12 protein-coding genes are annotated in these 11,995 nt (G+C 73.1%); 7 read left to right on the top strand and 5 right to left on the bottom strand.

Annotated elements, in window-relative coordinates:
• Positions 1-140 precede the first annotated feature (140 nt).
• Positions 141-1,484, top strand: coding sequence for an NAD(P)/FAD-dependent oxidoreductase (locus ACPA54_RS05850; protein ID WP_423527459.1), 1,344 nt, complete (start codon positions 141-143; stop codon positions 1,482-1,484).
• Between the two features lie 13 nt (positions 1,485-1,497).
• Here ACPA54_RS05850 and ACPA54_RS05845 read toward each other — a convergent pair whose 3' ends face one another.
• On the bottom strand, positions 1,498-2,313 hold the full coding sequence (locus ACPA54_RS05845; RefSeq protein WP_423527831.1) for a class I SAM-dependent methyltransferase: 816 nt from the start codon (positions 2,311-2,313) through the stop codon (positions 1,498-1,500).
• A 1,149-nt stretch (positions 2,314-3,462) separates the two neighbouring features.
• Between ACPA54_RS05845 and ACPA54_RS05840 the strand changes: the two genes are divergently transcribed.
• The 4 genes from ACPA54_RS05840 (at position 3,463) to ACPA54_RS05825 (ending at position 7,318) form a co-directional block, all read left to right on the top strand.
• A complete protein-coding gene (locus ACPA54_RS05840; RefSeq protein WP_423527457.1) occupies positions 3,463-4,992 on the top strand; it encodes an MFS transporter in 1,530 nt (509 codons plus the stop codon).
• Positions 4,989-5,690 (top strand): SGNH/GDSL hydrolase family protein, encoded by a 702-nt coding sequence (locus tag ACPA54_RS05835; RefSeq protein ID WP_423527455.1) that lies wholly within the window; start codon positions 4,989-4,991, stop codon positions 5,688-5,690. Before ACPA54_RS05840 ends, ACPA54_RS05835 begins: the two co-directional genes overlap by 4 nt.
• Positions 5,691-5,744: 54 nt before the next feature.
• Positions 5,745-6,365, top strand: coding sequence for a TetR/AcrR family transcriptional regulator (locus ACPA54_RS05830; protein ID WP_423527453.1), 621 nt, complete (start codon positions 5,745-5,747; stop codon positions 6,363-6,365).
• Positions 6,366-6,508: 143 nt separating this feature from the next.
• Positions 6,509-7,318 (top strand): DUF1444 domain-containing protein, encoded by an 810-nt coding sequence (locus tag ACPA54_RS05825; protein ID WP_423527452.1) that lies wholly within the window; start codon positions 6,509-6,511, stop codon positions 7,316-7,318.
• Positions 7,319-7,369: 51 nt separating this feature from the next.
• Here ACPA54_RS05825 and ACPA54_RS05820 read toward each other — a convergent pair whose 3' ends face one another.
• Positions 7,370-7,807 carry a hypothetical protein gene (locus ACPA54_RS05820; RefSeq protein WP_423527450.1) on the bottom strand — a complete coding sequence of 146 codons (438 nt, stop codon included), beginning with the start codon at positions 7,805-7,807 and terminating at the stop codon, positions 7,370-7,372.
• Positions 7,808-7,962: 155 nt separating this feature from the next.
• Here ACPA54_RS05820 and ACPA54_RS05815 point away from each other — a divergent pair, with 155 nt between their 5' ends.
• Positions 7,963-8,154, top strand: a complete 192-nt coding sequence (locus ACPA54_RS05815; RefSeq protein WP_423527448.1) for a hypothetical protein — start codon at positions 7,963-7,965, stop codon at positions 8,152-8,154.
• A gap of 302 nt (positions 8,155-8,456) precedes the next feature.
• Here ACPA54_RS05815 and ACPA54_RS05810 read toward each other — a convergent pair whose 3' ends face one another.
• Positions 8,457-9,194: an SDR family oxidoreductase gene (locus tag ACPA54_RS05810; protein WP_423527446.1), complete on the bottom strand. Its 738-nt coding sequence runs from the start codon at positions 9,192-9,194 to the stop codon at positions 8,457-8,459.
• 106 nt (positions 9,195-9,300) lie between these two features.
• Here ACPA54_RS05810 and ACPA54_RS05805 point away from each other — a divergent pair, with 106 nt between their 5' ends.
• Positions 9,301-9,981 carry a TetR/AcrR family transcriptional regulator gene (locus tag ACPA54_RS05805; protein WP_423527444.1) on the top strand — a complete coding sequence of 227 codons (681 nt, stop codon included), beginning with the start codon at positions 9,301-9,303 and terminating at the stop codon, positions 9,979-9,981.
• Positions 9,982-10,029: 48 nt separating this feature from the next.
• Here the strand turns inward: ACPA54_RS05805 and ACPA54_RS05800 are convergent, their stop codons facing one another.
• Entirely contained in the window at positions 10,030-11,235 is a 1,206-nt protein-coding gene (locus ACPA54_RS05800) for an ABC transporter permease (protein ID WP_423527442.1), read from the bottom strand.
• Complete coding sequence (locus ACPA54_RS05795) at positions 11,232-11,957, bottom strand: ABC transporter ATP-binding protein (RefSeq protein ID WP_423527830.1); 726 nt, start codon at positions 11,955-11,957, stop codon at positions 11,232-11,234. The genes ACPA54_RS05800 and ACPA54_RS05795 overlap by 4 nt, the downstream gene beginning before the upstream one ends.
• Positions 11,958-11,995 lie beyond the last annotated feature (38 nt).

Below are 11,995 nucleotides of genomic sequence, written 5' to 3'. Positions count from 1 at the left end.
TGCGGACGGGTCGTGGCCGTGTGATGTGCCGACTCGTCGAGATGTGACCCCTGGGATATCGCCCTATGTTGGACGAATCCGGGCATTCACCCGGATGGTCTAGCCGTTGTGTCGAGCCGCTTGTCGACGGAGGGCATCCCATGGAGCGATCCCGAGTCCTCGTGGTCGGCGCGGGCTTCGCCGGCTTCGAAACCGTCCGGCACCTGGAGAAGCACCTCGGGCCACAGGACGCCGAGATCACGCTGATCAGCCCGGGCGGCTACATGCTGTACCTGCCGTTGCTGCCGCACGTCGCGGCCGGGGTGATATCCAGCCGGTCGATCGCGGTGCCGCTGTACCGCATGCTCAAGCGCACGCACATCGTGCCGGGCGGGGCGATCGGCGTGGACCTGGACGCGAAGGTGTGCGTGGTCCGGAAGATCACCGGCGAGCTGGTGAACATCGCGTACGACCAGATCGTGCTGTGTCCCGGAAGTGTGACGCGCTCGTTCGACATCCCCGGGCTCGACAAGTACGGGCGCGGCATGAAGAACCTCGCGGAAGCGGTCTCCCTGCGCGACCACGTGATCGCGCAGCTCGAACTCGCCAACAGCAGTCTGGACCAGGACGAGCGGCGGGCGCGCTGCCAGTTCGTGGTGGTCGGCGGCGGCTATGCGGGCGTGGAGACGGCGGCATGCCTGGAGATGGTCACGTCGTCGGCGCTCGACCACTTCCCGCGGCTCGACCCGTCGCAGGTGCGGTGGACCGTCCTGGACATGGCGCCGCGGCTCATGCCGGAACTCGGCGAGAACCTGGGGCGGGCGGCGCTGGAGATTCTGGCGCGGCGCGGAGTCGACGTGCGGCTGGAGACGAGCGTGACGGCGGTGGGGGCGGACTCGGTGACGCTGACCAGCGGTGAGGTCCTGCCGTGCCGGACGTTGGTGTGGACGGCGGGGGTGGCGGCGAGTCCGCTGATCGGGACGCTCGGATCGGAGACGGTCCGGGGGCGGCTGGCGGTCGGGACGGACCTGGCGGTGCCGGGGCGGCGTGACGTGTTCGGGCTGGGGGACGCGGCGGCGGTACCCGACGTGGACAAGGGCGACGGCGCGATCTGCCCGCCGACGGCGCAGTACGCGATGCGGCAGGCGCGGGTCGCGGCGCACAACGTGATCGCGCGGATCAAGGGCGGCCGATTCCGGGAGTTCCGGCACAAGGACCTGGGGCTCGTGGTGGACCTGGGCGGGACGGAGGCTGTCGCGCGGCCGCTCGGGCGCGAACTGCGCGGGCTCCCGGCGCAGGCGTTGACGCGGGGGTACCACCTGATGGCGCTGCCGGGCTTCCGGTCGCGGGCCCGGGTGGCGGCGGCGTGGGGCATGCACGCGTTCGCCGGGGACGACTTCATCCGGCTGGGTTTCTTGGCGGGCCGGACGGGGTCGCTGTCGGACTACGAGCACACGCACGCGTATTTGTCGCGGGAAGAGCTGAGGGAGCAGGTCGGGAGGTAGGGCGGGTTCCGCGTCAGCGGCGAACCGCCGAGATCAGCCCGCCAGGCCGCTCCTCGCGGCGCTCCGGAGTGCTCATCGGGCGGCCATACGCGGCAGCCCGCTCGCGCAGAGTGTGGCTCTCGCCTTCCCAACCGTGCGCGGCCAGCCAACGCACCGGGTCGTCGGGCATCTCCGAAATCCACAAGGATGCCGCCGATCCCGGCGCGGCGTCCGCACCGAACCGCTCGATCACGCCGCGCGAGCCCAGCGTCAGCCCCAGCCGACTGCCGGCCGCCGACTGCGTGCCGATCCGGGCCAGCAGCAACTCCACCGCATCCTCGGGCAGATAGATCAGCAGTCCCTCGGCGATCCATACGGTCGGCGCGGTCGGGTCGTGCCCCGCGGCGGACAGCGCGCGCGGCCAGTCCTCCCGCAGATCCACGGCCACGGGGATCCGCTCGCAGCGCGCGACGGCACGTTCCCCGCGGAGTACCTCAGCTTTGAAGTCCAGCGGGGCGGCGGTGTCGACCTCGAACAACCGGGTCCCCTCGGGCCATTCCATCCGGAACGCCCGGCTGTCCATGCCGGCGCCGAGCAGGACGACCTGCCGGACTCCGGACGCGGACGCCTCCCGCAACAGGTCGTCGAGGAATTTCGTGCGGACGACGATCGAGAACGACACGGCCAACCGGCGGCGTCGCGCGGCCTCGTCGTCCTGCGGCGGCGGCGCAGCAGGCCACAGCCCACCGGCGGCCGCGAAAGCCCGCGCCAGCGGGTCGCGGAACAGCGCGTTCTCCCGCTCGGTCTCCATGGCGCGCACCTTGGCCACTCCCACCGCCGTGGCCCACACTCCCGACGGCCGCATCTGCTCCTGGTCATCAGCCACCGCACCAGCCTAAAGGGCGGACGGCGCCGCCTTTCGGGCAAGGCCGTCGATAGGCAACCGGCCGTGCGGCCGGGCCCGCCAAGTCGCTTTCCGTAAAGGCTTCTCGGCCCAACGTCCCCGGCAACCGCGCCAACGAGCGTCCGAACCGTCGCCCGGCTGTGCGACGTCGACCGGCGCGGCCGTTCCGCGAACGTCTGCGACGGCCTGTTCCGGCGCATCCCGGGAGAAGCAGGGCCCGTGCCGGTCTCCGTCGAACTGAGCGTCACCGCCTACCGGTTCGCGCCCGGCCGCCGGATCCGGCCGCCGGTCGCCGCGCACACCCGCGCTACACCCGCAACACCGGCACGGGAGAAGCCGACACCACCGCGACCTGCCTCGTCGCCCCCGAGACCGGAGTCCATCAGCTGTCGGCGCTCGTCCTGCGGTGCCGCGACCCGGATGCGTAAGTGAGCGGTAAGAGCGTTGCGCGCCAAGCGTGTTGGTGCGCAGTAAGAGTCAAAAGCGCCGGCAGATGACAGATGGCAGATGGCAGATGGCAGATGACAAGCGGGCCGCCCCGGGCAGTGGGCGGCCCGCTTGCGTCACCTCCGGCCGCAAGGCCGCAGGGTCCCGCGGGACCGGCTAACCGACCGAGTTGTTCGCCCGGTGGCGTCCCGGTCCCTGGGGCGGTCGGCGGCGGGCCTGATCCGCTGGGCGCCGCAGGAAGGCCGCCAGGGGTGCGAGGAAGCCTGCCGGCGATCCTCGGCGGCCGTTCGCGCGGTACGCATCCGGCCCGCCGCCGGGTCGGGTCATGCGCATGAAGCAGGACCCGTGCGTGGGGTCGTCGTCATCCGGTACTACCGGGTCGGCCTCGACCAAGTCGCCCGTCTCGCGCAGGAGGATGCGAAGCCGCGCGAGCGCGTCGACCGGTCCGAACACCACTACGTCCAACCCTTCCACGGACGGCCTAACGACCCGCGCGTTGAAAGGTTCTGCCTGAGGGCAGGGAATTTCCTCGTCGAGATTTGCCAGCTTGGCAAGGTGCTCCCTCGCAGCCCCGAAACCGCGTTGACGGGGGATCCGGCTGCCTCCTAACATTCCGACCGTCGGTATGTAAAAGGAAGGACGCCGGAGATGCGCCCACCCCTGCACGACCCCGAACACAACCTCGGACCCGATTCCGAACCCGATGCAGAACCCGATTTCGCACCCGATTCCGAACGCGGAGAAGCCGACGGCAAAGCCGGCTCCGTGCTCGTTCTCCTCCTCGCCTGCGGCGGATCGTTCGTCTCCTTGCTCGACGTGACGATCGCCAACCTCGCCGTCCCGGACCTGCAGCGGGACTTCGGCAGCGCCTCGGTCGCCGACCTGACCTGGGTCATGTCGCTGTACGCCATCGCCTTCGCGGCACTCCTCGCCCCCGCGGGGCGGCTCGCCGACACCGTCGGCCGCCGCGGCCTCTACCGGGCCGGCATCGCGGTGTTCACGCTCGCCTCGGCGGCCTGCGCCGCGGCACCGAACCTCGCAACGCTGCTCGTCGCCCGCGCGGTGCAGGGGCTGGGCGCGGCGGCACTGGTGCCCGCCTCGCTCGCCATCGTGCTGGCCCAGATACCGGCCGCCCGGCGGGCGGCGGCGATCGGCGCGTGGTCCGCGTCCGCGTCGCTGGCCGCGGCGCTCGGGCCGAGCCTCGGCGGGATCCTCGTCGACGTGTTCGGGTGGCGCTCGGTGTTCCTGATCACCGTGCCGATCGGCATCGGCCTGGCGCTGCTCACCCGCGTCGCCGCGGACTCGCGGAGCGGCGAACGCCTCCCCGACCTCGCCGGGTCCGCGCTCCTGGCGGGCGGGATCGGCGCCTTGGTCGTCGGCGTCTCGCAAGGATCGACCTGGCAGTGGGACGACGCGCGGACGCTCGCCTGCATCGCGGGCGGCCTGCTGCTGATCGTCGCCGCGGTGGCCCGCGCGGCACGCCATCCGCGTCCGGGCCTGGAAGTGGGGCTGTGGCGGAGTCGGCCGTACGCCTACGCCAACGTCGTCTCGTTCCTGTTCGGCATGCTGCTCTACCCGTGGATGCTCCTGGGCGTGCTGTACCTGACCCAGGTGTGGCACTACTCCGAACTCCGGGCCGGGTTCGCGATGACGCACGGTGCGGTCGTGTCGGCCGCGGCGGGACTCGCGGTCGGGAAACTCGCGCGGGCGGTGACGCCGCGGACGGCGGTCGTCGGCGGGGCGGTCGTGCTCGCCGTCACCGCGCTGTGGCTGGGCCTGGCCGTTCCGGAACAGCCTGCGTTCCTCACGCTGTGGCTGCCGACGGGCGTGCTGCTCGGCCTGGGCATCGGCGCGGTGAGCACCGGGGTGTCCAGCGCGGCGGCGTTGTCCGTGCCGCCGGTGAAATTCGCGGGGGCGACCGGGCTGAACCTGACCGCGCGTCAGGTCGGCGGGGCGCTCGGCATCGCGGCGCTGGCCACCGTGATGCAGCGCGAGGCCGGGCACGGGACGGACGCGTTCCGGGACTTGTTCTTCATCTTCGCCGGGCTGGCGGTGCTGACCGCGGCGGCGGGGATCGGGCTGGCGAAGTCCGCCGCGGCAGCGGGGGCACCGGCGGATGCGCGCCGCGACGCCGGGTCGGAAGCGCTGGTAGGCGAACGCAAGGAGATGACGGTATGACCACGACGCACATGAGCCGGGGAACCGAGCCGCTCGCGTACCGCTTGGCCGCGGGTGAGGAAGCCGCGCTGCTCGCCGGGGCGCCCTGGCGGCGGTTCGCGGTGATCGGGGACAGCATCGCCGAGGGCATCGGGGAAGCCACCGAAGGGTTCCCGGATCAGGGGTGGGCGGACTCGGTCGCCCAGGCACTCGAACGCGCTTCCGGGGAAGAGGCGTTCGCATACCTCAACCTGGGGAGGCGCGATCTGCGGGCGGCGGCGATCCGCGAAACGCAGCTCGACGGTGCGCTGGAGTTCCGGCCGGACCTGGCCGCGGTGCTCGCGGGCGGCAACGACCTGCTGCGCAGCCGCTTCGAACCGGAACCGGTCGCGGCCGACATCGAGGCGATGGTGGCGGCACTCCGCGCGGGCGGAGCGGACGTGGTGACGTTCGGGCTGTACGACTGCTCCGGGAGCCCGTACATCCCCGACGAACTCCGCGGCCCGCTGCGCGACCGGCTGCACCGGCTCAACGACCTGACCGCCGCCATCGCCGGCCGGTACGGCGCCGTGCACGTCGACTTCACCAACCACGCGGCGTCCGCCGACCCGTCGCTGTACGGCAGCGACGGGCTGCACGGGAACCGGCGCGGACACGCGTTCACCGCAGCGCACACGCTGCGCACGCTCGCGGCGGCGCGCCTGGGGCCGACCGGGTAGCCGTCGGTGGCAGCGGTCTCCTCACGTGCGGCGGGGCTGGGGTTCAATAGGTGGATGGCCACCTCGACGAGCCCCCGCACCCGCCGCACGCAGCGGCAGCGTTCCGACGCGACCACCGCGGATCTCCTGGCGGCGGCCCGCGACCTGTTCGCGGCCGAGGGCTACGGGGGAACGTCGCTCGACGCGGTCTGCACGCGGGCGGGCGTCAGCAAGGGTGCGCTGTACCACCACTTCCGCAACAAGGAGGACCTGTTCCTCGGGGTGTATGTGGCGGAGGAAGGGAAGATCGCCGAACAGGTCGCGGCCGCGTACCTGGCGAAGGCCGACGAGGACCTGTGGGACGCGGTCTACGAGGGCTGCAAGGCATACCTGCGGATGAGCCTCGACCCGGGCGTGCAGCGGATCACCCTGCTGGACGCGCCGGGGGCGCTCGGGGTGGAAGCGGTCGACGAGGTGACCGAGCAGTGCGTGAAGCAGATGTACGTCGGGGTCAAGCGCGCGATCGCGGGCGGGCGGATCGCGCCGCGGCCGGTCGAGCCGCTGGCCCGGCTGCTCTTCGGCGGACTCAGCGAGTCCGCGAAGACCATAGGGCGCGCGGAGGACCCGGAGCGGGCGCAGCGCGAGGCGCTGGAGGAGCTGCGCCGGGTCTTCGACGCCGTGGCCGGGGCGGCGTGACAGCGCCGGGGACGCGGGTCTCCGCGCCGCGGTGCGGAGCATGCTTGCACGGCGGGACGTGGCCCGGGTAGACACAAGGGGTCACACCCGCACCTCGCCGCACGCCCCCGTGTGCGGCGGCCGGCCCCCAGAGGATCCGATCCATGGCGATGTTCCGCCGCAACCGCCCGCCCGCCGCGGGGCAGCCCGCCCAGTACGGCCCGCCGACCGGGCAGCCGGTCGCGGTCGGCGGAGGACCCGGCAGCGGGCCGGGCGTGCCGCCCGGTGCCGTCGGGGGTGCGGCGGGTCCCGGCGGGCCGGCGAGCGGGCCCGGCGGCGACCTGCGGCAGATGCTCGCGGGCGCGCCCGTGGATCGCGTCCGCCTGGACCTGCGGCTGGTCGTGACGCGGCCCGGCCCGCACCTGGCGCCGCCCGCGATGGTGTGGCCGCTGGGCGACGAGCTGGTCGCCGTGGCGTGCGTCAAGCTGCCGGACGGGCAGATCGTCACCGCCGAGGTCCCCATGGCGCAGGCCTGGGGCTTGGGCGCGGAAGACGTGTGGCTGCAGTCCGCGACGAACCTGCGCGGCGAGCACTTCGCACGCAGCGAGTTCGACGCCCCCGGCGGCGCGGACATGTACGCGTTCGTCGGCCAGGGCTGGCCGGCCACCGCCCAGCTGACCCGCCTCGGCGAGGCCCTCGGCGCGGATCTGCCCGCGGGCGCCCTCGTCGCGTTCCCCGACGACAACACGCTGATCAGCGTCCCGATCCGCAATCAGCGCATTCCCGAGACGGTGTCCGCGATGTTCGCCACCGGCCACGAACTCACCCGCGGCATGCCGCCACTGAGCCCCCGCGCCTATTGGTGGCACGAGGGCGTCGCGGAGCCCCTCGACGTCCAGTGGCACGGGCAGCAGGCCCACGTGAACGGCTCGGCGCGGTTCGGCCAGGTGATGGCGGGGGTGCCGCAGCGCTGACGGCGGGGCGCGGTGGGCGGGCTCGGCGTGCCGAGCCCGCCCTGGCGTGGATCAGTCCGACACCAGCGTCGCGAGCAGCGCCGACAGGCGTTGCGGCTGGTCGAAGTCCCCCTCGTCGGCGTCCCCGTGGTCGATGTCGTGCACCATCGGATCGTCGGGGCGCTCGTCGTCGAGGTCGACGACCCAGTAGTACTGTGTCGTCTGGCTGAACGCGATCACGAACAGGGCGCGGTCTTCCAGCATGGGGTCCGTGTCGACGAGCTGGGGGAACGTCATCAGGTAGCCGTCCTCCTCGGTACGCAGGACGTGCCCGTCCGGCCAGCGGACCGCCAGGATCGCCTGCAACGCGGGTGGAACGGGCCGCGGCCCGAGGGGAGTGTCCTCGATCCAGACCTCCGGTTCGAAGTCCGCGTCCACGGACCCGCCCAGACGAACGAACTCCCGCAGCACGTCCGGATGCGGAGCCCCACCGACCGAAGTACCCGACATGTGATGACCCATCGCTCGTCCGAACAGTCCGGTTGCCGCCCGACTGTAGCGAACCGGCCTGCCACAGCGTCCCGTTGCCGCGCATCGTGGACAGCGCCGAGCGGCGGTGATCATCCGTGCGGCGGCCGACCGGTCGTGTGCGGTTTCATGGAGCCGTGGACGACACCGTGTGGGGGCGGCTTTCCGGCGACGCGCGGGCCGAGGTGGATCGCCTGATCCTGGCGGGGCGCAGAATCCAAGCCGCGGCGTTGATGCGTGGAGCCGCCGGCGCGCCGACACCCGGGATCCACGCGACCGTCGACGTCTTGCAGTGGCGGTGGGAGGAACTGGGCCGCCCCTCGGAGTGACACGGCTGATCCGGCGGAGCGCGGTGCCTGCCAAGCACGGTGCCTGACGTCGGGTCGGACGATCGCGGTTGCCGACGCGTTGCCGGAGGAGCCGGGGGAGCAGACCCGGCGCGGCCCCGCGTCGTGGGCCGTGATCCGAGGCCCGGCCCGGTGCGGCGCGGCGGGGGGTGTCCGGCCCCGGGCCGCCGCTCAGCCGTGGCCTCGGCTCGGACCCGATTCCGAACCCGGCCGGGGGCGCGGGCCGGGCCCGCCGCCCCGGCCCGCCCCTCGGCGAGAGCTGCCCGGAAGCGGCCCCGCTCGCGCTACCGCCCCGTCGCCAGGTTCGCTCCGCCCGTGCAGTCGAAGACCACACCGGTGACGAAGCCGTTGCCGGCGAGCATGGCGATGGCGTCGGCTATTTCGCCGGGCCGGCCGACCCGGCCGACCGGGGTGGCGGCGGCCATGCCGTCGAAGAACGTGGCCCGCGCGTCGTCGGGCATGCCGTGCCACCACGGGGTGTCGACCACGCCCGGGGAGACCGCGTTGACACGCAGCGGCGCGAGTTCGACGGCGAGCGGCGGGACCATCGCTTCCAGCGCGCCGTTGATCGCGGCCAGGCCGGACGTGCCGGGGAAGGCGGCGCGGGCCGACGCGGCGGTGACGAAGGTGACCGATCCGTCGCGGCGCAGCGTGGGCAGGGCGGCCTGGAGGATGCGGACGAACGGCCAGAACTTGCCCGCGAAGCCGGCTGCCAAATCGCCCTCCGCGCCCAGGTCCAGGCCGGCGAGCGGACCCGCGCCGGAGGATCCGCTCAAGGCGAGGACCACGTGGTCGATGGGGCCGTGTCCGGCGAAGAACGCGGCGATCTGTTCGGGGTCGGTGCCGTCGAGCACGTGGCCTTCGACCTTGCCGCCGATGCGCTCGACGGCGGCGTCGAGGCGGGCCCGGTCGCGGCCGGTGACGACGACCTCGGCGCCGTCCGCGGCGAACCGGGCCGCGGCCGCCTCGCCGATGCCCGAGGTGCCGCCCATGACCACGACGTGCTGACCGGTGAAGGACATGGCTGTGCTCCTTATGCCTGGAGGTGCGGTTTGTCGAGACTCGCGGTCTCGGCATGCCTTGAGTGTTGTCGAGACTGTGAGTCTCGTCAAGCGATATAGTCCAGGCATGCGCACCGACGACTCCGAACCCCGGCCTGGTACCGACCCGGCGCAGCCCCGCCCGCACACCGGGCGCCGCCGCAACGACGACGTCCGGCGGGCGATCCTGGCCGCGGCCATGCGGCTGCTACGCGGCGGCGGCGAGGCCGCCGGACCGGTGACCGTGGACGCCATCGCGCGCGAGGCCGGGGTGGGCAAGCAGACGATCTACCGGTGGTGGCCGTCCAAGGGCGCGGTGCTGCTCGAAGCCCTGACCAGCCACGCCGACGACGTCGTGCCGGAGACCGACGTCGGGAACGTGCGCACCGACCTCACCGCCTTCGTCACCGCGAGCTTCGCGGGCGCGGCGGCCAACGACACCGCGCCCGTCCTCGCGAAGCTGGCCCGCGAAGCCGCCCACGACGCGCATCTGGCGGCCATGATGGCCGAATTCACCGAGGCGCGCCGCAACGCGCTGCTGGCGCTGCTGCGCCGCGGCCGCGACCGGGGCGAACTCGCGGCCGACGCCGACCTCGGCCTGATGGTGGACCAGGTCTTCGGGGTGCTCTGGTACCGGCTGCTGGTGGGACACACCGAGTTGACCCCGGGCGCGGCGACCCGGCTCGCGGAAACGCTGGTGCGCGGCAATGCGGGCAATGCGACCAATGCGGGCAATGCGGGCAACGCGAGGATCAAGGGGGACGCGTAGGGAGGCGGGGCGGGCCGCACCACGGCCGACCGCAGCCCCGTCCCTCCCTCACCCCACCGCCAGCGCCTCCGTAGGCGTCAGCCGGGCCGCCCGTCCCGCCGGATACAGGCCGGCAATCGCCCCGACCAGCGCCGACGCCCCGACAGCCGCCGCCAGCGCTCCCGCGGGGATGCTGAACGGCCAGTCCTTGGCGGCCGCATATGCATACGTCGCTGCGCCGCCCAGCACGGCGCCCGCAATGCCGCCCAGGCCCGACAGCGTCACCGCCTCGGTCAGGAACTGCGTGCGGATCTGGCCGCGATGCGCACCCAGCGCGCGGCGGAGGCCGATCTCCTGGCGGCGTTCCAGCACCGCAATCACCATCGTGTTCGCCACGCCCACCCCGCCGACCAGCAAGGCGACCGCGCCGAGTCCGAGGAGCAGCGCGTTGAACGTGTCCTTCGCCGCGAGCTGTGCGGCCAGGGCGTCGCTCGGGCGGCTGACGCGGACCTCGTTGGGGCTCTTCGGGTTGACGGTCGGCGCGAGGACGTCGCGGACTCGTTCGACCGCGGAGTCCGCCGTCCGGGTGTAGACGGTCGTCGGATGGCCGTCGAACCCGAGGTAGCGGGTCGCGGCCTGCCAGCCGACCAAGGCGCTCGTGTCCAGTTCGGGCGCGAGCGGCACCGGGTCGAGGATGCCGATGACCGTGAACCACTGGTCGCCCAGCCACACTTGCCCGCCGGGCGCGTCGACGCCCAAGCGGTCCGCTGCCTTCGCGCCCAGGACCACCGTGGGGTATCCCGACGTGGCCGGGTCGAGGAAGCGGCCGCTGCGGAGCTGCCCGCCGACGGTCGCCAAGAGGTCCTCGCGGGCCGCGGCGATCTGGATGCCGCCGGTGATTTTCGGGTCGATCCGGTCGTTGCGGCGCACCGCGGCTTTGGTGGCCCCGGTGGCGGTCGCGGATTCGACCGGGCCGATGCGGCGGACCATCGCGTCGGCGTCCACCGGCAGGTCGACCTGGCCGCCCGAGAAGCTGCTGCCGGGCGCGACGGTGAGCAGGTTCGTCCCCAACTTCGCGATGCGCTGCTCTAGTTCCGCCTGACTGGACGTGCCGATACCGACGACCGCGACCATCGCCGCGACACCGATGGCGATGCCCAGGGCGGACAACGCCGCGCGCAGTTTGCGGCCGCGGAGGCCGGACAGGCCGACGACGAGGACGTCCCTCGGGCCCAGTCGTGCGGGGGAGGGGAGGGCTTCGAAGGGACCGGTCACGACGCCGCCTCCGGACCCGGGCCGGCCGGCTGCGCCGCGGAGAGCACCGGCCGTCCGTCCTCGCGGATCTGCCCGTCCAGGATTCGCACCCGCCGGGGCAAGGCCGCGGCCAGCGCCTGGTCGTGGGTGATGACCGCGATCGTCGTGCCCTGCGCGTTCAAGTCGCGGAGCAGGTCGACGACGGCCGCGCCGGACGCCGAGTCGAGCGCGCCGGTGGGCTCGTCGGCGAGGACGATGCGGGGCCGCGCCACGACCGCGCGTGCGATCGCGGTGCGCTGCCGTTCGCCGCCGGACAGTTCGTGCGGACGGTGGTCGAGCCGATGCCCCAGGCTCACGCGCCGCAACGCCTCCGCCGCACGGTCGCGCCGTCCCGAGTGCCCGATGCCGTGGTAGAGCAGCCCGTTCGCGACGTTCTCCAACGCCGTCAGGTGCGGGGCGAGGAAGAACTGCTGGAACACGAAGCCGATCCAGCGCGCCCGCACCGCGGACAGCCGCCGGTCGGACAACGCGGCCACATCGTGCCCGAGGACCTCCACCCGGCCCGACGTCGGCCGGTCGAGCGTGCCCATCAGATTGAGCAGCGTCGACTTGCCCGACCCGGACGGGCCGACGATCGCCAGCAACTCGCCCTGCCGGATGGTGAGATCCGCATGGTCCAGGGCGGTGAGGCCACCCGCGTACGTCTTGGTCGCCGCACGCAGGGTGATCACCTCGGGCGCCAGATGCTTGCCGTGCGCCGGGTCCGGCTCCCCGAAACCCG

The sequence above is a fragment of the Uniformispora flossi genome (assembly GCF_049534875.1).
In the GTDB taxonomy this organism is placed as follows: Bacteria; Actinomycetota; Actinomycetes; order Streptomycetales; family Streptomycetaceae; genus Yinghuangia; species Yinghuangia aomiensis.
This window is presented reverse-complemented; position numbering and strand designations above follow the sequence as displayed.

Coding starts and splice junctions, on each gene's coding strand:
- ACPA54_RS05850 (WP_423527459.1), top strand. CDS start 141: ATGGAGCGATCCCGAGTCCTCGTGGTCGGCGCGGGCTTCGCCGGCTTC.
- ACPA54_RS05840 (WP_423527457.1), top strand. CDS start 3,463: ATGCGCCCACCCCTGCACGACCCCGAACACAACCTCGGACCCGATTCC.
- ACPA54_RS05835 (WP_423527455.1), top strand. CDS start 4,989: ATGACCACGACGCACATGAGCCGGGGAACCGAGCCGCTCGCGTACCGC.
- ACPA54_RS05830 (WP_423527453.1), top strand. CDS start 5,745: ATGGCCACCTCGACGAGCCCCCGCACCCGCCGCACGCAGCGGCAGCGT.
- ACPA54_RS05825 (WP_423527452.1), top strand. CDS start 6,509: ATGGCGATGTTCCGCCGCAACCGCCCGCCCGCCGCGGGGCAGCCCGCC.
- ACPA54_RS05820 (WP_423527450.1), bottom strand. CDS start 7,807: ATGTCGGGTACTTCGGTCGGTGGGGCTCCGCATCCGGACGTGCTGCGG.
- ACPA54_RS05810 (WP_423527446.1), bottom strand. CDS start 9,194: ATGTCCTTCACCGGTCAGCACGTCGTGGTCATGGGCGGCACCTCGGGC.
- ACPA54_RS05805 (WP_423527444.1), top strand. CDS start 9,301: ATGCGCACCGACGACTCCGAACCCCGGCCTGGTACCGACCCGGCGCAG.